At 32.4% G+C, this 21,013-nt stretch carries 19 protein-coding genes and 1 tRNA gene; 9 read left to right on the top strand and 11 right to left on the bottom strand.

What is annotated here, in order from left to right:
* Positions 1-90 precede the first annotated feature (90 nt).
* Complete coding sequence (locus tag ACNQF6_RS11095; protein WP_417965860.1) at positions 91-756, bottom strand: spermidine synthase; 666 nt, start codon at positions 754-756, stop codon at positions 91-93.
* A 61-nt stretch (positions 757-817) separates the two neighbouring features.
* On the opposite strand from ACNQF6_RS11095, the gene ACNQF6_RS11090 reads away from it, so the two are divergent.
* Positions 818-1,384: a 1-acyl-sn-glycerol-3-phosphate acyltransferase gene (locus tag ACNQF6_RS11090; protein WP_417965858.1), complete on the top strand. Its 567-nt coding sequence runs from the start codon at positions 818-820 to the stop codon at positions 1,382-1,384.
* Positions 1,385-1,474: 90 nt separating this feature from the next.
* Here the strand turns inward: ACNQF6_RS11090 and ACNQF6_RS11085 are convergent, their stop codons facing one another.
* A complete protein-coding gene (locus tag ACNQF6_RS11085; protein ID WP_417965856.1) occupies positions 1,475-1,951 on the bottom strand; it encodes a helix-turn-helix domain-containing protein in 477 nt (158 codons plus the stop codon).
* A 311-nt stretch (positions 1,952-2,262) separates the two neighbouring features.
* On the opposite strand from ACNQF6_RS11085, the gene ACNQF6_RS11080 reads away from it, so the two are divergent.
* The 4 genes from ACNQF6_RS11080 to ACNQF6_RS11065 all read left to right on the top strand — a co-directional run bounded on the left by ACNQF6_RS11080 (position 2,263) and on the right by ACNQF6_RS11065 (position 7,179).
* Entirely contained in the window at positions 2,263-3,417 is a 1,155-nt protein-coding gene (locus tag ACNQF6_RS11080; protein WP_417965854.1) for a M14 family metallopeptidase, read from the top strand.
* 76 nt (positions 3,418-3,493) lie between these two features.
* On the top strand, positions 3,494-3,973 hold the full coding sequence (locus tag ACNQF6_RS11075; protein ID WP_072943262.1) for an Lrp/AsnC family transcriptional regulator: 480 nt from the start codon (positions 3,494-3,496) through the stop codon (positions 3,971-3,973).
* A gap of 92 nt (positions 3,974-4,065) precedes the next feature.
* Positions 4,066-6,651 (top strand): phosphoenolpyruvate carboxylase, encoded by a 2,586-nt coding sequence (locus tag ACNQF6_RS11070; RefSeq protein ID WP_417965852.1) that lies wholly within the window; start codon positions 4,066-4,068, stop codon positions 6,649-6,651.
* A 12-nt stretch (positions 6,652-6,663) separates the two neighbouring features.
* Positions 6,664-7,179, top strand: coding sequence for a DinB family protein (locus ACNQF6_RS11065; protein ID WP_417965850.1), 516 nt, complete (start codon positions 6,664-6,666; stop codon positions 7,177-7,179).
* Position 7,180: 1 nt separating this feature from the next.
* On the opposite strand, the gene ACNQF6_RS11060 is transcribed toward ACNQF6_RS11065, so the two are convergent.
* The 7 genes from ACNQF6_RS11060 to aroB all read right to left on the bottom strand — a co-directional run bounded on the left by ACNQF6_RS11060 (position 7,181) and on the right by aroB (position 14,101).
* Positions 7,181-7,657: a DNA-deoxyinosine glycosylase gene (locus tag ACNQF6_RS11060; protein ID WP_417965848.1), complete on the bottom strand. Its 477-nt coding sequence runs from the start codon at positions 7,655-7,657 to the stop codon at positions 7,181-7,183.
* 9 nt (positions 7,658-7,666) lie between these two features.
* On the bottom strand, positions 7,667-9,778 hold the full coding sequence (gene recQ / locus ACNQF6_RS11055; RefSeq protein WP_417965846.1) for a DNA helicase RecQ: 2,112 nt from the start codon (positions 9,776-9,778) through the stop codon (positions 7,667-7,669).
* Between the two features lie 86 nt (positions 9,779-9,864).
* Entirely contained in the window at positions 9,865-10,269 is a 405-nt protein-coding gene (locus ACNQF6_RS11050; RefSeq protein ID WP_417952413.1) for a DNA primase, read from the bottom strand.
* Positions 10,270-10,278: 9 nt separating this feature from the next.
* Complete coding sequence (locus tag ACNQF6_RS11045) at positions 10,279-11,250, bottom strand: deoxyhypusine synthase family protein (RefSeq protein WP_073208830.1); 972 nt, start codon at positions 11,248-11,250, stop codon at positions 10,279-10,281.
* Between the two features lie 93 nt (positions 11,251-11,343).
* Complete coding sequence (locus ACNQF6_RS11040) at positions 11,344-12,747, bottom strand: type III PLP-dependent enzyme domain-containing protein (RefSeq protein ID WP_315209746.1); 1,404 nt, start codon at positions 12,745-12,747, stop codon at positions 11,344-11,346.
* A gap of 50 nt (positions 12,748-12,797) precedes the next feature.
* Positions 12,798-12,977 carry a hypothetical protein gene (locus ACNQF6_RS11035; RefSeq protein ID WP_417965845.1) on the bottom strand — a complete coding sequence of 60 codons (180 nt, stop codon included), beginning with the start codon at positions 12,975-12,977 and terminating at the stop codon, positions 12,798-12,800.
* A gap of 56 nt (positions 12,978-13,033) precedes the next feature.
* Positions 13,034-14,101, bottom strand: coding sequence for a 3-dehydroquinate synthase (gene aroB / locus ACNQF6_RS11030; protein WP_417965843.1), 1,068 nt, complete (start codon positions 14,099-14,101; stop codon positions 13,034-13,036).
* Positions 14,102-14,193: 92 nt separating this feature from the next.
* On the opposite strand from aroB, the gene ACNQF6_RS11025 reads away from it, so the two are divergent.
* The gene (locus ACNQF6_RS11025; RefSeq protein WP_417965841.1) at positions 14,194-15,363 is read left to right on the top strand and encodes a proline dehydrogenase family protein; all 1,170 of its coding nucleotides are present in this window, start codon (positions 14,194-14,196) and stop codon (positions 15,361-15,363) included.
* Between the two features lie 166 nt (positions 15,364-15,529).
* On the opposite strand, the gene ACNQF6_RS11020 is transcribed toward ACNQF6_RS11025, so the two are convergent.
* Positions 15,530-17,317: an ABC transporter ATP-binding protein gene (locus ACNQF6_RS11020; RefSeq protein WP_417965839.1), complete on the bottom strand. Its 1,788-nt coding sequence runs from the start codon at positions 17,315-17,317 to the stop codon at positions 15,530-15,532.
* Between the two features lie 212 nt (positions 17,318-17,529).
* On the opposite strand from ACNQF6_RS11020, the gene ACNQF6_RS11015 reads away from it, so the two are divergent.
* Together ACNQF6_RS11015 and ACNQF6_RS11010 are read left to right on the top strand one after the other, a co-directional pair.
* Positions 17,530-17,604: transfer RNA gene (locus ACNQF6_RS11015), tRNA-Val, on the top strand.
* Between the two features lie 48 nt (positions 17,605-17,652).
* Positions 17,653-17,904: a GIY-YIG nuclease family protein gene (locus tag ACNQF6_RS11010; protein ID WP_417965837.1), complete on the top strand. Its 252-nt coding sequence runs from the start codon at positions 17,653-17,655 to the stop codon at positions 17,902-17,904.
* A 575-nt stretch (positions 17,905-18,479) separates the two neighbouring features.
* On the opposite strand, the gene ACNQF6_RS15730 is transcribed toward ACNQF6_RS11010, so the two are convergent.
* A complete protein-coding gene (locus ACNQF6_RS15730; RefSeq protein WP_470303389.1) occupies positions 18,480-18,716 on the bottom strand; it encodes an ISAon1 family transposase N-terminal region protein in 237 nt (78 codons plus the stop codon).
* 635 nt (positions 18,717-19,351) lie between these two features.
* Between ACNQF6_RS15730 and ACNQF6_RS11005 the strand changes: the two genes are divergently transcribed.
* Entirely contained in the window at positions 19,352-20,971 is a 1,620-nt protein-coding gene (locus ACNQF6_RS11005; RefSeq protein WP_417965835.1) for an amidase, read from the top strand.
* Positions 20,972-21,013 lie beyond the last annotated feature (42 nt).

The raw sequence follows: 21,013 nt of genomic DNA, 5'->3' as shown, positions 1-21,013 counted from the left end.
AAAGTGTTAAATAACGCTATGTAAGGTTACAAAATAATTGTGTTGCTTGGCCAGAATTCCATTGTGAATTTTCGCAAAAAAATTAATGATTTAACTCAGTTTCTCAATTAAAATTAGTTCGTTATGAACTTCAACTCTTGGAATAGTCTTAATCTGAAATTGATCTTCGTAAAACTCTAAGACGTATTTTTTATTTCTTAAATTTTGACTTTCATTTAATAACATGGTATTGAAAAGTATAAACCCATGACTTTTTAAAAGAGAGCAAACTCTATTAATAAAAAAAGTTTCAAACAGAAAATTTGGCATTATTGTATCTTGAAAAATATCAATAATAATTAAATCGTATTTGATTTTGGTTTTTAGAACAAATTCGAAAGCGTCATCTATTACAATTTCAAGATTTTCAATTTCGTCTAGTTTAAAATAGGTATTGGCTATTTTAATTATTTCGGGATCAATTTCAACTCCGGTAATTTTGCCTTTGTATTTTATTTCGTCTACCAGCGTTTTGATAACGCTTCCACCGGCAACTCCCAAAACAAGAATATGTTTCATGGGAACTATTTTTTCAAAGCCAATGTTTTTTAACCCCAATCTTAAAATGCGTTGTAAACTGCCATATGAATAATTAGCATTTTCCGAATCTAAAACTAATTCACCATTAGTCCAAGTTACTTCAATCGATTTGCTCAATGAAGATTTTGTTTCATAAATTTTTATTGGAATGAGATAACTGAATATTTTTTTAATCATTAGTGACAGTTTTACTCAAAAATAAGATTTAAATTATTTATTTTGTGCGAAATAAGAAAGAATGAAGAAACAATTTTACAAATGGATATTTTTCAGACTCATGGGTTGGAAAATAGTTGGAGGAATTGATGCAAATATTAAAAAATGCGTTATGATGGTGATGCCGCATACAAGTGCGCATGATTTTTATTTGGGAATTTTCACCAGAGGCATTACTGGATTAGAAATGAATTGGGTGGGTAAAAAGGAATTGTTTCGTTTTCCTTTCGGATTTTATTTTAGATATATGGGCGGCGAACCACTGGATCGTTCTGGCGGTCTGAATAAAGTGGATTCTATTGCTGCTATTTTTCAAAGGAAAGAAATTTTTCGTTTGGCTGTTGCTCCAGAGGGAACCCGTGAAAAAGTTACCGAATTAAAAACAGGATTTTATTATATCGCTTTAAAAGCAAATGTCCCTATAATTCCTGTCACATTTGATTTTGGAAGAAAAGAAGTGAACTTAGGAAGCCCAGTTTTACCAACTGGAGATATCGAAAGTGATATGGCAATTTTGAAAAAACACTATAAAGGAGTAAAAGGTAAAATCCCAGAAAAAGGATATTCATTTGAATACATAAAAGTGTAAAAAATAAATTCAATTTATTGTAAAAATAATTGATGCAGGAAAATAATATGAGAGAGCCCCATTTCGAAATTCCGACATGGGGTTCTTTTTTTAATCGGGAACATAACTTTTAAAAGTTCCATTTTTATAAAAAATAACAATTTTATCTATTTCATTAGAATTGGATTCTTTACTACTAATTTGATTTTCTATTTTTTTTGTTTCCAAAGTTGGGATCACAGGTGGAATTTTAATTTCGGAAAATAAATTCTCAGGAATTATTTCAGCAGAAGAAGGAGCAGGGATATTTTGTTTTACAACTTGCTCAACATTATTTTCTTTTTTGTCTGACTGTTGTGAATTTTTAGGAAAATTTCCTTTTCCATTTAAAATCCAATACAAATCTACATCAGGAAAAACCTCTAATATTTTAAGAATAAAATCCAAGCTGGGTTTGTTTCTTCCTGAAAGTAGGTGAGACAAACTGGAGCGCTGTACACCAATTTTATCAGCAAAAGAAGATGCATTCAAACTGTAGTAATCCAGTATAATTTCTAATCTTTTTATAAAATCCTCTATGTTTACCATTGTAAATTAATATTAAAAATCAACTATTTACAAATGTAATCAAAATAGATTAAAACACCAAAATTACAACTGTAAATAGCATATATTACATCAAATAACATAAAGTATAAAACGATGTAAATATGCATAACTATTTAATATTTAGTTATTAAATTGATATTATAAAAACAGATAACAATTGTCAATTATAGGAAGTAAGTTAACAGAGTCTAACCGCTAAATATTGTTTACATCATTGAAATGTTTTGAATTTAAATAGTTTACAAATGTAAATATAAAGATGTTTACTTTTGTAAATCAAATAAAACATCATGGATTTAGAACAATTATTCAGTCAATACAAAGAAGAAACTATTCACGGTCGTTACATTACTTTAGATTCTATTGAGCCGTTATTGCAAAAATTAAACACTAATAATCAACTACAAATTATTGGAAAATCAGTTTTAGGAAAGTCGATTTATACGTATGAAATCGGAGAAGGTAAAACTAGAATTTTCCTTTGGTCGCAAATGCATGGAAATGAAAGTACAACCACAAAAGCACTATTTGACTTTTTGAATCTATTACATAGTGGTTCTGAATTGGCACAGAAAATACTCAACGCATTTACTTTTTGTAGTATCCCTATGTTGAATCCTGACGGTGCTACATTATATACTAGAGAAAATGCTAACAAAGTAGACTTAAATCGCGATTCGCAAGCGCTTACGCAGCCAGAAAGCAAGATTTTAAGAGAGGTTTTTGAGGTTTTTAAACCCGATTATTGCTTTAATCTTCATGATCAGCGTACTATTTTTGGCGTAAGCGATACTGGTAAGCCGGCTACTTTATCATTTTTAGCGCCGTCCTATAATGAAGAACGAGAAATAAACGAATCCAGATTGAAGGCTATTAATTTGATTGCGAGTATAAATGAAGAGCTTCAGAAGTATTTACCGAACCAAATAGGTCGTTTTGATGATTCTTTCAATATAAACTGCATTGGTGATACGTTTCAATATTTGGGCGTACCTACATTATTGTTTGAAGCGGGGCATTTTGCTAATGATTATGAAAGAGAAAAAACTCGTAAATACGTTTTTATGGCGCTAATTTCCAGTTTTACGACACTTTGCGAAAACGTTATAGTTAGCAACGGAATTAATAAATATTTGAATATTCCTCAAAATAAAGTCGTTTTTTATGATTTTATGTATAAAAACATCAAAATAAATTATGATGGTATCGAAATAATCACCAATTTTGCATCACAATACAAAGAGGAGTTAATTGAAAATCGGATTTGTTTTAATGCCTATGTTTCACAAATAGGGGATTTAGAAAATTATTTTGGTCATTTTGAATACGATGCTAAAGGAGCTTTATATGAAGATGATTTTGATAATATTCCTAAATTGAATCAAAAAGCTGATTTTTATTTAGATAATAACATAAAAGTTGTTAACGGAATGATAAAAATATAATATTTATGTCTTTTTATTGTTTTTATGTATATTTTTATACTTTGTTATAGTGATTAATAATATTAATTTAAGAATTATGAGTAAATTTCGTTTAGATGAAGTAGATCACCAGATTTTAGATATGTTGATAGACAATACAAGAGTTCCATTTACGGATATTGCAAAAAAATTATTGATTTCTGCAGGAACTGTTCATGTCAGAGTTAAAAAAATGGAGGATGCCGGTATTATAATGGGATCGTCATTAGTGCTTGATTATGACAAATTAGGGTATTCTTTTATCGCTTATGTAGGTGTTTTTCTAAACAATACGTCTCAAACAAAATTTGTTTTGGAACGAATCAATGAAATTCCATTTGTAACGGTAGCCTCTGTAACTACTGGGAAGTTTAATATTTTCTGTAAAATTAGAGCTAAAGATACTAAGCATGCTAAAGATGTTATCTTTATGATTGATGATATTGATGGAGTTTACAGAACTGAAACGATGATCTCACTGGAGGAAAGCATAAATGACAAGAAGCGGTTGATGCATACTATTTTTAAAAATATGTAATTAATCTTGAATGCGCTATATATAAATATAACCTCAAGTTAATTCTTGGGGTTTTTTTATGAAAAATTAACTAAACCAACTACAACTAGACTATGTACACATTACCTAAAATTGAACGTTTCAACCAAGATGTTCTTTCTAAATACAACATTTACAATAGTGTGTTTATTACATTACCCTTTCAATCTATAGATAATACAGGAGCCTTGCTTCCTTTATTTACAGACATTTGCGATACGGGATTTAAAAAACAAGAAACACCTAAAGAGATAGTTGATTTTTTTGCTGAAAGGTATTTACACAATGCTTCGGAATCAGAGAAAATTGATATCATGTTTCGTTTTATTCAATATATAGAACGTCAAATTGTTCTTTTTGATGCCATTGAAGATGCAGCTTTTCCGGTTGTTAATAATATGGAGGGAAGAGGATCCTTAAGGGATATTAAGGAAAAATCAGATGCAAAAGATAAAGAAGACGAATTGGTCGATTTTTTAGAAGATTTCAATGTTAGAACGGTTTTGACTGCACATCCTACACAATTTTATCCTGGAGCTGTGCTAGGAATTATCAATGATTTGACAGAAGCGATTCGAAAAAACAACCTTCTTGACATTAAGCAATTACTGGCCCAATTAGGTAAAACTCCCTTTATTCAAAACGAAAAACCTAATCCTTTTGATGAAGCAGTAAGTTTGATATGGTATCTTGAAAATGTATTCTATCATACTTCCGGTGAGATGGTGCACTATCTTCAAAAAAATATTTTTAACGGAAATTCGATAAAAAATCCTTTAATTAAACTTGGTTTTTGGCCCGGTGGTGATCGTGATGGGAATCCATTTGTGACAACCGAAATAACTTTGAAAGTAGCGGAACGCTTGCGAACCTCGATTTTAAAATGTTATTACATCGAAATGCGGGATTTAAAAAGAAAACTAACTTTCTCTGGAGTAGATACTTTGGTTACTGAACTTGAACAAAAACTTTACAGGTCTGTGTTTTATTCCAAAGGAGAAATTTTCATTACTCTTGACGAATTTAAATCGCAGTTGAGTAAAATAAAACAAATTGTTATTGATCAACATCAATCGTTATATTTAGATGAATTGGACGCGCTTCTGATAAAAGTAAATTTATTTGGGTTTCATTTTGCATCTTTAGATATTCGTCAGAATAGTAAAATTCACGATGCTGTGTTTAATGATGTTGTTGCATTTTATCTCAAAACAAATCCTGATGTTTTTCCAAAAAATTATTTTGAATTAAAAGAAGAAGATAAGCTAAAGGTTTTATCAAATGTAAGCGGAAATCTTGATGCGGCTGTTTTTCCGAATGAGATGACTCGTTTGACAATTGAATCTATTCAGGCGATTAAAATAATTCAGGAAAATAATGGTGAATTTGGCGCCAACCGCTATATAATTAGCAATAATGAAAGCGCGCTAAATGTTATGGAAACCTTTGCGTTATTCCGTTTGAGTAATTGGGAGAATCCTCCGGTTGATATTATTCCGCTTTTTGAATCGGTTGATGATTTGCAAAATGCCCATGAAATCATGGAGAAATTGTACACCAATCCAACTTATGCAGCACACTTAGCCAGTAGAAGTAATAAACAAACCATCATGCTTGGTTTCTCTGACGGAACAAAAGACGGAGGCTATTTAATGGCGAATTGGAGTATTTACAAGGCAAAAGAAGAGCTTACTACGATTTCTAGGAAATATGGTGTAAAAGCAATTTTCTTTGACGGTCGTGGAGGACCTCCAGCCCGTGGTGGTGGAAAAACACATAAATTCTATGCCTCATTGGGGCCAAATATTGAAAACAATGAAATTCAGGTAACAGTTCAAGGACAAACGATTAGTTCTAATTTTGGAACTTTAGATTCCTGTCGTTATAACTTGGAAAACTTATTAAGTGCCGGTGTAACCAATCAGGTTTTTAGCAAAGGACAAAATGAATTGACCTTAGACGAAAAAAATATATTGGATCAATTAGCTGGTTTGGGATATGAAAAGTATTTGAGCTTTAAAAATCATCCAAAATTCATTCCTTATTTGGAACAAATGAGTACTTTGAAGTACTATGCTAAGACAAATATTGGAAGTCGACCATCCAAAAGAAGTAAATCAGAACATTTAGATTTTGCTGATTTACGTGCGATTCCTTTTGTGGGTTCTTGGAGCCAGTTAAAGCAAAATGTACCTGGATTTTTTGGTGTAGGTACGGCACTAAAATATTTTGAAGATACAAATCAATGGAGTAAAGTTCAGGATTTATATGACAATTCATTGTTCTTTAAAACCTTGTTAGAAAATAGTATGATGTCATTAGCTAAGTCATTTTTCCCACTGACAGCTTACATGAAAAAAGACCCACAATTTGGTGCTTTTTGGCAAATTATTTATGACGAGTTTTTAGAAACAAAACGATTGCTTTTGAAAATTGCTGGCCATAAAGAGTTAATGGAAAATTACCCTGATGGTAAAGCATCTATACAAATAAGAGAGCGTATTGTATTGCCATTGTTGACAATACAACAATATGCGTTGTTGCGAATTAATGAGTTAAATAAGGAAGTTCAACCCGATGAAGCTTTAATTAAAGTGTACGAAAAAATTGTTACTCGTTCCCTTTTTGGGAACACTAATGCAAGTAGAAATTCAGCTTAATTATAAAAAAAAATGAAAACAGATCAATTACCTATAAACGAGTATTCGAGTTTTAATGCAACTTATATTCAAGCTGCTGGAAACGTTGAAATGATTGAAGAATTAGAAATTTCTCTTCACGAATTTATCCGTTTTGTGCAAAATATCCCAATGGATAAATTTGATTATATATATGCAGAGGGGAAGTGGAATATCAAAGAAATTATTCAGCATGTAATCGATACCGAGCGTATTTTTGCGTATCGCGCCTTGCGTATTTCCAGGAATGATGAAACGCCTTTGCCAGGTTTTGATGAGAATCATTATGTAGATAATACTAACGCCAATGTGAGAGGCATACAGGATTTATTAGCAGAATTCTCAGCGGTTAGACATGCTAATTTATTTCTTTTTAAAAGTTTCTCAGACGAACAATTAAAGAGAATTGGAACTGCTTCAAATGCTGCTGTGTCGGTTCGTGCGATCGGTTTTATTATGATTGGGCATCAGAAACACCATCAAAAGGTTTTTCAGGAAAGGTATTTATAATTTATTGAAAACCTGTTGACCAGATTTTTAGCTTGTTGTCAAATGACATAGTATTTGCAGGACTAGTAGAAGGCATCACATAATAAGTGATGCCTTTTATTTGTCCGAATTTTTTCAGAAAGTATTTATGGCTTTCTTTTCCGTTAAACATGATTGTAGTGATTCCTGGGAATTCTTTGAATAATGTTTCAAAATCATTTTCTTTTTGATTTTTGATATGGATGTCCAAGCTCCCTTTTCTTTCGCAATTTTCTAAAACATCCCAAAGCCCAATGTTGTTTGCTTGGAGTAATTGTATCTTTTCTTCGAAGATTTCAGATATCGGTAAATTATCCAGCAATGTGTACATTATTTTCCAGAAATGATTTCTTTTATGTGCATAATACTCCTGTTTTTCCAGTGATGCAATGCCAGGCATAGTTCCTAAAATCAAAATTTTGGTTTGAGAATTTACAAAAGGAGGAAAGGATTGTATCATATAAATGTATTAAAGCACAGTATTCTCTTTTTCTAGTACTGCTAATGCTAATCGGATTTTTCCATAGTCTATTTTTTCTTCAAAATAATCAAAATAGGGTTTCAAGGCATTAGGTGATTCCAGTTTTATTTGCGCTTCGGCAATTTGCGAAACTTCTTCTTTTGAGATAAACGAATCTAAATCTATATCAGCTCCGTCAACATATAGTTTTGCTAAATGAGACATAATGGTACTTAATCCTAATTTTCTTTTTTGAGCAATTTCCCCAACAGTCAATCCATTTTTAAAAAGTTCCAATGTTTCTTTGTAGGTTGTGGCTTCTTTTTTCTTTTTAGTTCCTTTTGCTTTTTGGAAATCTTGAATAACTTTTATAAAAGCATCACCATATTTTTCCAGTTTTGCTTTACCAACACCATCAATTGCGAGTAATTCAGTATCACTCATCGGTTTTTCGGTTTCCATTTGGCGCAAAGCCGCATCACTGAAAATTACATAAGCCGGAACGGACTCTTCTTTAGAAATTTCATAACGTAATTTCCGTAAGGTTTCAAAAAGCGAATTAGCTACTGTTTTGCTTTTCGTTTCTTTGATTTCTTGCTTCTCGATATTGATTTTCTGAACCGTCGTCAGTTGTACTTTTTCACCTTCAAACAATACTTTTTTAGCTAAAGAAGTAAGTCGAATTTTATTTTGTTTATGAAAAGCAATCTCACAGTACCCAAGATTTATCAATTGTATTAAATATTGATTCCAGTCATACCATGAAAGATCAACACCAACACCATACGTTTTTAGGTTTTGGTATTCTTTTTCATAAATATAAGCATTTTTAGAACCGCGCAAAAAGTCAATAATTACAGGCAGTGGTTCGGTTTCCTGTAACCTAATAATTGCCGATAATGCTTTTTGAGCAATTATTGTTCCATCGAAAAAAAGCGGCGGGTTTTTACAGATATCACAATTTCCACAATTCTCTGTAACGAGTTCGCCAAAATAGGAGAGTAATATTTTTCTGCGACAACTCAAAGCATCGGCATATTGTTTCATTCGCTCCAGTTTTGCCAGTTGTACTTCGGCGTTTAAACCTTGGGAAGCAAATTTTTGCAATTGAATCACATCACCATAACTTTCGAACAATACGGTTTCTGATGGCAAACCATCGCGACCTGCACGACCAATTTCCTGATAATAACCTTCAATATTTTTAGGTAAATTGTAATGAATTACCCAGCGCACATTTGATTTATCAATTCCCATCCCAAAAGCGATGGTTGCACAAACTACTTTACAGTCATCATTGATAAATTCATCTTGTGTTTTCGAACGTATTTTATTGTCTAAACCGGCGTGATAGGCTTTAGCACTAATTCCGATTTTCTGCAATTTTTCGGCCAGTTCTTCGGTTGTTTTTCTGCTCAAGCAATATACAATCCCAGATTCGTTTGGTTTTTCTTGGATGAAATCTATTATTTGTTTGACTCTGTCCAAAGCAGGACGCACTTCTAAACTTAAATTTTTTCGATCAAAAGATGCTACAAATAATTTCGGATTTTTTAGATTTAATTGTTCGCTAATATCCTTACGTGTAGCCTTATCAGCAGTGGCAGTTAAAGCTAAAATTGGAGTAGAAGGGAAGCGATTTTTCAGATAACCAAGATTTGTATATGCTGGTCTGAAATCATGTCCCCATGATGAAATGCAATGCGCTTCATCAATAGCGATAAGACTTATGGTCAAACTATTGAAAATATTATCCAGAAATGACAAGCTTTCTGGAGCAATGTAAACGAGCTTAATTGTATTCGATTTTAAGCTTTCGATATAAAATTGACGTTCGTCTTCGGTTTGACTGCTGTTGATGTAACAGGCTTCAATTCCATTGGCTTTTAGACCATCGACTTGATCTTTCATTAAAGCGATAAGAGGGGAAATTACGATTGTAATTCCGGGAAAAAGTAATGCTGGTAATTGAAAACAAATTGATTTCCCACCACCTGTAGGCATTATTGCCAATGTATCTTGCCCAGATAGAATGCAGTTTATTATTTCTTCTTGATTGGGTCTAAATTTTTCAAAACCAAAGTTTTCCTTTAGTTTGGCATATAAGATTTGAGGAGTCATTGTGGCGTGTATTTAGAAGTCTAAAGTTATAAAAAAAGGAACTCGTGAATGAGTTCCTTTTTTTAAATATATTTAAATGGGATTAATTAATCCTCATCTTCGTCATCGTCTTCATCTGAGAAATCTTTTTCGTCAGAATCGTCATCGTCCTCATCATCTCCTGAATCAGAATCTGGTTTGTCGATGGCGTCTTCATCATCGTCATCATCAATATCGTCATCTAAATCAAGACCTTTGATTGGTTCAACAACATCGTCTAAGATTATTTCATCATCTTCATCATAATTTTCAATTCTATCAGCAAGTTTAGTGCTCACTTTTACTAAATAAATAGTGTCTTCAGTTCGTACTTCAACTGCTTCAACTAATTCATTTTTAGCGTTTCTAAAACTTATAATGTTTGAATCATCATAACCATCTGGAAATTTATCCACCAATAGGTTTAAAATTTCATTGGTAAGTTTTGCGTAATCAACAATTACTCTCTTCATAAAAATATTCTATAAATCTAATAAATAAGCGAAAATTAAAGGTGCTACAATGGTAGCATCTGACTCAATAATAAACTTAGGGGTTTTAATATCTAATTTACCCCAAGTTATTTTTTCATTTGGTACCGCTCCAGAATACGAACCATAACTGGTTGTTGAATCTGAAATCTGACAGAAATAGCTCCAAAATGGAATGTCATGCATTTCCATATCTTGGTACAACATTGGTACCACACATATTGGAAAATCTCCAGCAATACCACCACCAATTTGAAAGAAACCTACACCGTTTGTACTATTTTTTGGATACCAGTCAGACAAGAAAACCATATATTCGATACCGGATTTCATTGTTGAAGCTTTTAAATCTCCTTTAATTACATACGATGCAAATATGTTTCCCATTGTGCTATCTTCCCATCCCGGTACAATAATAGGTAAATTTTTCTCAGCAGCTGCATACATCCAGCTGTCTTTTAAGTCAATTTCATAATATTCTTCAAGAACACCTGAAAGTAACATTTTGTACATAAATTCATGCGGAAAATATCTTTCGCCTTTATCATCAGCATCTTTCCAGATTTTGTAAATATGCTTTTGCAAACGACGGAATGCTTCGTGCTCCGGAATACAAGTGTCTGTAACACGATTTAAACCTCTTTCTAATAAATCCCATTCGTCTTGAGGAGTCAAATCACGATAATTTGGCACTCTTTCATAATGAGAATGAGCTACTAAATTCATGATGTCTTCTTCAAGATTAGCACCAGTACAAGAAATAATATGAACTTTGTCCTGACGGATTATCTCGGAAAAAATCTTTCCAATCTCTGCTGTACTCATAGCTCCAGCCATGCTCACCATCATTTTTGCACCATTGGCTAATTGTTGTTCGTAAGCCTTAGCTGCGTCAACTAAAGATGCAGAATTAAAATGCAAATAATGCTTTTCAATAAACTGACTGATTGGTCCTTTGCTCATTTTTTAAAATTTAAATACTTAAAAATCATTACATTAGAAATAGTATTTCAAATTTAACGAATTTTTAAATTGACTAATTGAATTATTGTGAATTTATTTTTTCTTGTCGTAACCTAATATTTTCAAGACATCTTCAGAGGTTTGTTGTTCTGAGAACACCTCAGTTGCCAAAAATCCGTTCTCATCTCTGTCTATCAATATATGTTTCGGCTGTGGAATAAGGCAGTGATGTAAACCTCCGTATCCACCAATTGTTTCTTGATAGGCACCCGTATTAAAGAATCCAATATATAATGGTTTTTCTTTATTATACTTTGGCAAATAAATAGCATTCATGTTTTGTTCTGAGTTGTAATAATCATCGCTATCACAAGTCATTCCGCCCAATAAAACCCTTTCGTACGCATCATTCCAACGATTTACTGCCAGCATGATAAAACGTTTGTTAATTGCCCAAGTATCTGGTAAAGTAGTGATGAATGAAGAGTCAATCATGTTCCACTTTTCTCTGTCATTTTGTTGTTTTTGATACAATATCTGGTAAATAGCTCCGCCGCTTTCACCTACTGTGTATGAACCAAATTCAGTAAAAATATTTGGAACATCAACTTCGGCTTCATCACAAGCTATTTTTATCTGATTGATGATTTCATCAATCATATATTGATAATCATATTCAAATGCCAAGGAGTTTTTTATTGGAAAACCTCCACCAATATTTAATCCGTCAAGAGTGGGGCATTCTTTTTTCAATGCCACATAAACCTTGATACATTTTACTAATTCATTCCAGTAGTAGGCATTGTCATTAATACCTGTATTGATAAAAAAGTGCAACATTTTCAGTTCCAATTTCTTATTTTCTTTGATTTCCTTTTTGTAAAACGGAACAATATTTTTGTATCCAATTCCCAATCTAGAAGTATAAAACTCAAATTTAGGCTCTTCTTCTGCGGCAATTCTAATTCCTATTTTGAATTTATTTTTTATCTGACCTTGAAGCAAATCAAGTTCTTCATAATTATCAATAATTGGAATCGTATTTTTATGACCTGTATTAATAAGTCGCGCTATGTTCTCAATATATTGGTCTCTTTTGAAACCATTACAAATTACATACGTGCTTTTATTTATTTTACCGTTTGCTAATAAATTTTCAACAATATTAATGTCAAAAGCAGATGACGTTTCAATATGGATGTTATTCTTAAAAGCTTCATTCATGATATATTCAAAATGAGAACTTTTTGTACAATAACAATAGTAATATTTTGCCTCATACTTGTTTTTTTCCATTGATTTACGAAACCAGCTTTTGGCTTTGTTAATGTTGTTGGAAATTTGAGGTAAATAAGTAAATTTTAATGGAGTACCATATTTTTCTACCAGTTTCATCAAATCAATATTATGAAACTGAAGATTATCTTTGTTTAATGTAAATTCTTCTTGTGGAAAGTAATAGGTTTGATTGATTAAATCAGAATATTTTGTATTCATTATATTTTTGAATTATAGATTAAAATAGTGTGTATGACTTAATCTAAAATTCAAACTCTAATATTTGCATAAACAATCTGAAGCTTCTCGTTTTCTGCTTTCATGTATTGAAAAACATCAAAACTGAAGTTTCCTTTAATAGAATAAAATCGTTTCAATATTCTTAAAAAAGAGATATTGTTTCGGGTTTTATCAGAACTATAATTTTGCTTGTTTTGACTTTTTTTCATTGATGCAAATGTAAAAAATATTATATACGCAATGCAATCCTTTTTATAAAAAATAATTAAGATTTATAATCTTGAAATGCTTCAAGAATTAATTCATTTTCAACTGATTGATTGATTTTTATTTTTCCGATACCCTCTATCAAAGCAAACTGAATGTTACCATACTCATTTTTTTTATCGTGTATGAGTAATTCCATGATAGGTTCGATGTCATTTTCATCAAAAAAAATGTCGACATATATAGATTTTATACTTGATTTTATCTGATAATACTCTTCTTGATTGATGAGTTTTTTATGTAATGAAATGTAACTTTCCAATATCATCCCTACGGCAATAGCTTCTCCGTGTAATAAAGTAGTTTTATTTTCATTTTCCAGAAAATAGCTTTCAATCGCATGACCCAATGTATGACCAAAATTCAATGATTTTCGAATGTTTTTCTCCGTAGGGTCTTGTATTACAATTTCATTTTTTATTTCGACAGAACGATAGATCAACCCATCAAAATCAGCAAAATCTATAGATTTTAAATCTAAAAATTGCTCCCAATATTCCTTATCATATATTAAACCGTGTTTCAACATTTCTGCAAGACCGGAACGCATTTCGTTTTGTGGTACCGTTTCAAGATATTGCGTATCGATAAGTACCATTATTGGAACATTTATAACACCAATTTGGTTTTTTAAATTTCCTAAATCAACCCCGTTTTTCCCACCTACAGATGCATCAACCATCGATAGTAGCGTAGTAGGAATGTGAATAAAATCAACTCCGCGCTTGAATGTTGAAGCAACAAAACCACCTAAATCTGTAACAACGCCGCCACCCAGATTAATTACAAGACTTTTTCTGTCAGCACCAAGTTCGGTCAATACATTCCAAATTTGGACGCAAGTCTCAATATTTTTATTTTCCTCACCGGCATCAAATTCAATAATTTCAATAGTAAGATCGGTTTCTAAAAAAGGGAGAAATTTTGGTATGCAAAACTCATTTGTATTACTATCTACAATAATAAAAAGTTTGGAATATTTATTTTCTGTCAAATGAAGGTTTAGGGCTTCATATCCTTTTTCGTTGAAATGAATCGGATAACTGTTGGCTTGAATTGATTGCATCTGTATTGATTAATTGGAACCGCAAAATAAGGCAATTTTTGCTAAATAATATTCAAAACTCTGTCTATATTTGTACAAAAATTTAACAAATAATGGAAAAAATATTCAATAATACGCAAGTTGCCTTTTCATTAAAAAGTGATACGGAACTTGATAGAGCTTATTTTCTTTTCAAAATGATTGATAATCAACCTTTAGTTCGAATAGGAACTGCGGTTACTAATTTTGCCCTAAAAGCGAATCTTCCTGTGGAAGGTTTGATACGTGCTACGGTTTTTGACCATTTTTGTGGCGGAGTAAACGAAGTGGACTGTCTTTCAGTGGTTGATAAAATGTACACTAAAGGAGTTTCATCTGTTTTGGATTATTCTGTAGAAGGAAAAGAGGAAGAAGATCAGTTTGATGCTGCACTTGAAATGACTTTAAAAACCATTGAATTTGCCAAGGAACGTCAAGCGATTCCTTTTGCAGTTTTTAAACCAACTGGTTTTGGTCGTTTTGAATTGTATGAGAAATTAGGAGAAAAACAAACTTTAACTCCTGAAGAGCAAGCGGAGTGGAATAGAGTAGTGGCCCGTTTTGATTTGGTTTGTAAAGATGCTCATGCAAAAAATGTTGCCTTACTTATTGATGGTGAAGAAAGTTGGATGCAAGATGCAGCGGATGATTTAGTGACCGAAATGATGCGCAAATACAATAAAGAAAAAGCCATTGTTTTCAATACGTTGCAAATGTATCGCTGGGATCGTTTGGATTACCTGAAAAAATTACACGAGCAAGCCAAAAAAGAGGGATTCTTCATTGGTATGAAATTAGTTCGTGGTGCTTACATGGAAAAAGAAATTGCACGGGCTGAAGAAAAAGGATATCCATCGCCAATATGCGCTTCAAAAGAAGCTACCGATGAAAATTACGACGCTGCAGTTCGATATATGATTGAGCACTTAGATGCGATGTCTATTTTCGCGGGAACCCACAATGAGTTAAGTACCTATACGTTGATGGAATTAATGCAGGAAAAAGGAATTAAAAATAACGATGACAGAATCTGGTTTGGCCAATTGTATGGCATGAGTGACAATATCAGTTACAATCTAGCTGCTCATGGATATAATGTTGCTAAATACTTGCCTTTTGGCCCTGTAAAAGATGTGATGCCGTACTTGATTCGTCGTGCTGAAGAAAATACTTCCGTAGCGGGGCAAACGAGTCGTGAATTGACATTAATCAAAACAGAACGTAACAGAAGAAAAGGGAAGTAGTCAATATAAAATAGAACGCGGATTACACAGATTTACTTTGTAAAGACACGGATAAAAACTGATTTTAGTTGTATTAACAACATGAGAAAATCAGTTTTTGTCCGTGTTTTCGCTTGTACGAATCAGTTTTATCAGTGTCCAAAAATAATGATAAGGTTGTTTAAATTTAAGAATTGCTAAACTGCAGATTACTTAAATTTTTATAGATACCATTTTCTAGAGCTATTAATTCTTGATGTGTTCCTTGTTCTGTAATTTTTCCTTTATCCAAAACCAAAATTTGATCTGCGCTTCGAATGGTTGAAAGACGGTGCGCAATAATGATACTGGTTCTTCCTTCCATTAAAATTTCTAATGCTTCTTGAACTAGTTTTTCACTTTCACTGTCTAATGATGATGTGGCTTCATCCAGAATCAATATACTTGGATTTTTCAATAAAGCTCTCGCAATTGCAATACGTTGCCTTTGTCCTCCGGAAAGTTTAATTCCTCTTTCTCCCACAATAGTTTCAAATTTTTCAGGAAAACTTTCGATGAAATTATAAGCATTTGCTTGTTTTGCAGCTGTAAGAATTTCTTCTTCGGTTGCATTTGGTTTTCCATACGCAATATTTTCTCTGATGGTTCCTCCAAATAAAATTACATCTTGCGGTACAATACTCATGTTTCCTCGAAGGTTTTCTAAGTCAAAATCATAAATATTTTTTCCGTCAACCAATATTTCTCCTTCATCAATATTATAAAAACGTAATAAAAGCGAAGCAATAGTTGATTTTCCGGTTCCACTTGGACCTACAATAGCAATTTTTTGACCAAAATTAGCCGTAAAACTGACGTCTTTCAATACTTTAATCTCTTTTCTCGAATGGTAACTGAATGCTACATTGTTAAACGTAACATTACCTTTTATTTTCTGCGTTTCAGCAACCTCTTGAACGGAATTAATTTTTTCAGGAGTTTCATCTAATAATTCAAAAACACGTTCCGTTGCTCCAATTGCTTTTTGGATTTGGGCATAAAGCTCCGCAATTCCACCAAACGAAGCACCTACAAATGTAGAATACAATACAAAAGAAATCAATTGTCCTACACTCATTTCACCGCTGATACTTAATCTAACTCCGTACCAAACTACGGCAACAATGGCTCCAAAAAGACAAAAAATAATGAAAGAAGCAAAGTAACCGCGGTATTTGCCACCTTTGATAGCAATGGTAACGACTTCCTTTATTTTTCCGTTGTAACGGGCAATTTCGTACCACTCATTCGCGAAAGCCTTAACAATACTAATACCTTGCATGGTTTCTTCAACAATTACCTGACTTTCGGCAACTTTATCTTGAACATTTTTTGAATATTTCCGGATAAATCGTCCAAAAATAACTGCAGCAACAGCCACAAGGGGAACTACGGATAACATCAATAAAGTCAATTTGATGCTTTCGTTTGCCAATAAAAGAACGCCGCCAATTATTAGAATAAATTGTCTTAAAAATTCGGCAATTGTAGACGTTAAAGTGTCTTGTATTTGGGTTATGTCAGAACTTATTCTACTGTTTAATTCCCCTACACGCTTTTGCGAAAAGAAAGACATCGGTAGTTTTACCAAATTACTGTAAAGTGCTACTCTAAGGTTAGCCAATGTATTTTCAGTGAAATTGACAAATAAATACAGTCTAAAAAACGAAAATATAGATTGTAGAAATAAGATTATTAGTAAACCGCCCGCAATCATGTTAGCCTGTGAGTTGTCTTTATTTTTTACACAATCGATAAGCATTCCCATTAATTTAGGAAAGGCAAGAGCAGTTGCTCCTGTAAATAATAAAAAAATTAAACCTACATAAAATTTCCAACGATGATTTCCTGCATATTGAAATATTGCAGTTGCTTTTTGGAGTGAACTTGCAGTAATTTTTGATTTTGGTAAATCGTTTTCTTTGAACCTGGCCATTATCTATTGTTTATATCACAAATGTAAGACTATAACGAATCAATACAAAAAAATACTAGAGTTTCATGCTTATCATAAAGTGCTATAATAAAGCGTTAAAGCAAATAAGGTTGATATTTTATTGATTTTTTTTACAATTCTGCTTGCAGATATGAATTCTAGATGTATATTTGCACTCGCAATAAGGAAATGAAAGTAACTAAATTGTACTAGGGCGATTAGCTCAGCTGGTTCAGAGCACCTCGTTTACACCGAGGGGGTCGGGGGTTCGAACCCCTCATCGCCCACAATAAACTCCATTAGAAATAATGGAGTTTTTTTATGTCTAATAGTTTATGGAACACATTACTTACATCCTATTTAGTGGAATTAAAAATAGATATTATATTGGCTTCACTTCTAATTTAGAAGAACGTATTATTAGGCACAATCAAAAAAGCAAAGGTTTTACTGGCAACGTAAATGATTGGAAAGTTGTTTATATCGAAAAATACGAAACAAAAGAATTAGTTCAACAAAGAGAATTACAAATCAAATCTTGGAAAAGCAGTATTAAAATTCAGGAACTAATTTCAAAAAAAAATTAGTTCACCTGCTTCAGAGCATTCCGATTCTATCGGAAGTGGTCGGGGGTTCGAACCCCTCATCGCCCACTTTGAGGGATTGCCGAAAGGTTTCCTCTCTTTTTTTTTGTATACAAGACATCCCTTTTCCTTCATTTGACGGATTAGGTGCAAAAGTTGGGGATTATTTAAAAGGGTTAGATAACTTGAACAAGAAAATATCAATTTTTTATAACCCTTTACATTGCAATCTAAAAGCTTTAATTTCTGTGACTTGATTGCGCGCTTTTAGAGTATTTTTTTATAATATAAATTACAGTATCTACTTTAGTACCGGCAATCATGGCAACTTTACTCCCTTTCTTCCTTTGGTTACTTTGTTTGTTAAGATAGTATAGAGTTCGTCGTTGGAGCGGGATGTTTCATCTATCGATAAACATTTGCTTAAGTGTTTAGGATTGATCCAGTTTTTGGAAATAAGACACTCTTTAGTATGCGATTTTTGATCCCAGATTTTAAAATTGCTCAAGAAATCCTTATATTGGTATTGTAAATTTTTACCGTTAACTCCGTAGAAAGAAGCAATAGAATTATAGTCATTAGGCTTTGAATCTATTGATTTCTTTTAAAAAAGACGCAAACTCCTGTGTTACCCGAGTTCCGTCTGCCACTAAATTCCACTCTCTAAAAACCACTTTTCCAGTGTCTTCATTGAGCCATCTTCTGCGAGTGATATACAGGTATACTTGTTGTCCACGAATTGGAAAATACTGAACAATTATCTGGTCAAAGAATCTTTTGGAACTTAATTTGTTTCCTCTGTATTCCTTTGGAATGGAATTGATCTCCTTTAAATAAGATGAAGTATTTCTTCTCCTTTTTGATAAGAAGTTTATTCATGTATTCAACTATAATTTCTGGTAATAATTACTTAATAGGCTCTCCAAAATAATCTTGTATTTTATGTAATTTTAAAATGCAAAAATCGATTTATTAATATTTTCCCACAACTTTTAGGATTGGTCCAATTTAATATTTCCCTAAAACTTTTAGAGTTTATTCAATATTAGCTACATTTTTTTATTTCTTGTTTAATCCTTTTAAAAAAAAGCGTTGTATACATCAAAGAAAGAATGACGACAATAGTAATTCCTATGTATTTTTAATGTATTGAAAACGATTGATTTATATTTAGAATTGAGCATGGTTTAATCCTTTTTGAAATTATTGGATTGAATAAAAAAATGGAAATTCACTTATAAATACAGAAATATTCTTCCTAATAAGACTGATGAATATTTCTCTTTTGAATACCTAAAATAGGAATTTAATACCATTTTGAGATTTAATAAGGTGTATGATACATTGTTAAGCTTTAACTTTTTAACCATTAATAGTTTATTGTATTTGATAAAAAAAAAGTACTTTAGTAGATTACTTAATATATAGTTTCCAAATAAATGATTCATCTATGAAAAGAAGATCTTTTTTAACTACTGCAACTTTAGCGTCTGCAGGTCTTACCACACTTTTAATTGCAGGTTGTACGTCTAATACAAAAAAGGATGAAAATTTAGCATCAGTTGAAGATTATGTAGCCTTTGAACTGGATGAAGAAACCATCGGCAGTTTAAGGGAGAAATTAGCTTCTGGAAAATATACTTCGGAACAATTAGTACAATTATATTTAAAACGCATAGAAGCTATTGATGCAACTGGACCTCAATTGCATTCTGTTATCGAAGTCAATCCTGATGCAGTGGCTATTGCTGTTGCAATGGATAAAGAGTTGAAAGCAGGTAAAAGCAGAGGCTCTTTACATGGAATTCCCGTTTTAATAAAAGATAATATAGACACAGCAGATAAAATGCAAACCACTGCAGGATCTTTGGCAATGGCAGGAAATATTGCTTCAAAAGATGCCTTTATAGTTAAAAAACTGAGAGATGCCGGAGCAATAATCATTGGAAAAACCAATTTGAGTGAATGGGCAAATTTTCGTTCCACCCAATCGTGTTCCGGATGGAGCAGCAGAGGCGGTCAAACTAAAAATCCATATATTTTAGATCATAATCCATGTGGTTCAAGTGCGGGTTCTGGAGCGGCAGTGTCAGCTAATCTTTGTGTTGTTGCTGTTGGAACTGAAACGGATGGTTCTATTGTTTGTCCAGCTTCGGTAAACGGAATTGTAGGGATTAAGCCAACAGTTGGTTTGGTTAGTCGATCTGGAATTATTCCAATTTCAAAAACACAAGATACAGCTGGTCCAATGGCGAGAACCGTTACTGATGCTGCCATTTTATTAGGTGCAATAACGGCGATTGACGAAGATGATTCTGTAACTCTTGAAAGTAAAGGAAAAGCGCAGAAAGATTATACAACGTTTCTAGATATAAATGCTTTGAAAGGCAAACGTATTGGTATTGAAAAAAAGCCACAGGGAAATAATAAATACATTAATGCACTTTTAGCAGATGCCATTAATCTTCTAAAAAAACAAGGTGCTATTATTATCGGAATTGACTATTTGGAGAAAATTAATGCTCTGGGTCAAGCTGAATTTGAAGTTTTGCAATATGAATTTAAAGACGGATTGAACAGCTATTTGGCTACAGCCAATGCAAAAGTAAAAAATCTGAAAGAGGTCATTGATTTTAATGCTGCTAATGAAGATAAAGCAATGCCGTATTTTAAACAAGAAACACTAGAGAGTTCAAATACAAAAAAAGGATTGGATGATAAAAAATATACAGATGCTTTAAATGTAAGTTTTGAAGGAAGTAAAGGTATTCTAAATGCTGTTTTTGAGGATAATAAGTTAGATGCTATTTGTGGAATCACAATGGGACCTGCTTGTAGTATTGATATGATTTACGGCGATCGTTGGGGAGGATATTCTTTAACTTCTCCTGCTGCGGCAAGTGGTTATCCGCATATTACGGTTCCTAATGGGATGGTTTATGATCTACCCGTTGGTTTATCATTTTTTGGGACTCCTTATACGGAAGGGGAATTAATAGGATTGGGTTATGCTTACGAACAGGCCTCAAAAAAGCGTTTAAAACCAGAACTTAAAGCTTCTTTTTTATAATAAATTACATTTCGAAAATATTTAAAAGGGTAAAGAGTGAAT

Source organism: Flavobacterium pasteuri, assembly GCF_048286615.1.
Classification (GTDB): domain Bacteria; phylum Bacteroidota; class Bacteroidia; order Flavobacteriales; family Flavobacteriaceae; genus Flavobacterium.
This window is presented reverse-complemented; position numbering and strand designations above follow the sequence as displayed.

What these genes read in the sequence shown, in the direction of transcription:
- ACNQF6_RS11050 (WP_417952413.1), bottom strand. Translation starts at nt 10,269, where the DNA reads ATGAAGAGAGTAATTGTTGATTACGCAAAACTTACCAATGAAATTTTA.
- ACNQF6_RS11035 (WP_417965845.1), bottom strand. Translation starts at nt 12,977, where the DNA reads ATGAAAAAAAGTCAAAACAAGCAAAATTATAGTTCTGATAAAACCCGA.
- ACNQF6_RS11060 (WP_417965848.1), bottom strand. Translation starts at nt 7,657, where the DNA reads ATGATACAATCCTTTCCTCCTTTTGTAAATTCTCAAACCAAAATTTTG.
- aroB (WP_417965843.1), bottom strand. Translation starts at nt 14,101, where the DNA reads ATGCAATCAATTCAAGCCAACAGTTATCCGATTCATTTCAACGAAAAA.
- ACNQF6_RS11080 (WP_417965854.1), top strand. Translation starts at nt 2,263, where the DNA reads ATGGATTTAGAACAATTATTCAGTCAATACAAAGAAGAAACTATTCAC.
- recQ (WP_417965846.1), bottom strand. Translation starts at nt 9,778, where the DNA reads ATGACTCCTCAAATCTTATATGCCAAACTAAAGGAAAACTTTGGTTTT.
- ACNQF6_RS11020 (WP_417965839.1), bottom strand. Translation starts at nt 17,317, where the DNA reads ATGGCCAGGTTCAAAGAAAACGATTTACCAAAATCAAAAATTACTGCA.
- ACNQF6_RS11025 (WP_417965841.1), top strand. Translation starts at nt 14,194, where the DNA reads ATGGAAAAAATATTCAATAATACGCAAGTTGCCTTTTCATTAAAAAGT.
- ACNQF6_RS11085 (WP_417965856.1), bottom strand. Translation starts at nt 1,951, where the DNA reads ATGGTAAACATAGAGGATTTTATAAAAAGATTAGAAATTATACTGGAT.
- ACNQF6_RS11040 (WP_315209746.1), bottom strand. Translation starts at nt 12,747, where the DNA reads ATGAATACAAAATATTCTGATTTAATCAATCAAACCTATTACTTTCCA.
- ACNQF6_RS11010 (WP_417965837.1), top strand. Translation starts at nt 17,653, where the DNA reads ATGGAACACATTACTTACATCCTATTTAGTGGAATTAAAAATAGATAT.
- ACNQF6_RS11075 (WP_072943262.1), top strand. Translation starts at nt 3,494, where the DNA reads ATGAGTAAATTTCGTTTAGATGAAGTAGATCACCAGATTTTAGATATG.
- ACNQF6_RS11095 (WP_417965860.1), bottom strand. Translation starts at nt 756, where the DNA reads ATGATTAAAAAAATATTCAGTTATCTCATTCCAATAAAAATTTATGAA.
- ACNQF6_RS11090 (WP_417965858.1), top strand. Translation starts at nt 818, where the DNA reads ATGAAGAAACAATTTTACAAATGGATATTTTTCAGACTCATGGGTTGG.
- ACNQF6_RS11070 (WP_417965852.1), top strand. Translation starts at nt 4,066, where the DNA reads ATGTACACATTACCTAAAATTGAACGTTTCAACCAAGATGTTCTTTCT.
- ACNQF6_RS11005 (WP_417965835.1), top strand. Translation starts at nt 19,352, where the DNA reads ATGAAAAGAAGATCTTTTTTAACTACTGCAACTTTAGCGTCTGCAGGT.
- ACNQF6_RS11045 (WP_073208830.1), bottom strand. Translation starts at nt 11,250, where the DNA reads ATGAGCAAAGGACCAATCAGTCAGTTTATTGAAAAGCATTATTTGCAT.
- ACNQF6_RS11065 (WP_417965850.1), top strand. Translation starts at nt 6,664, where the DNA reads ATGAAAACAGATCAATTACCTATAAACGAGTATTCGAGTTTTAATGCA.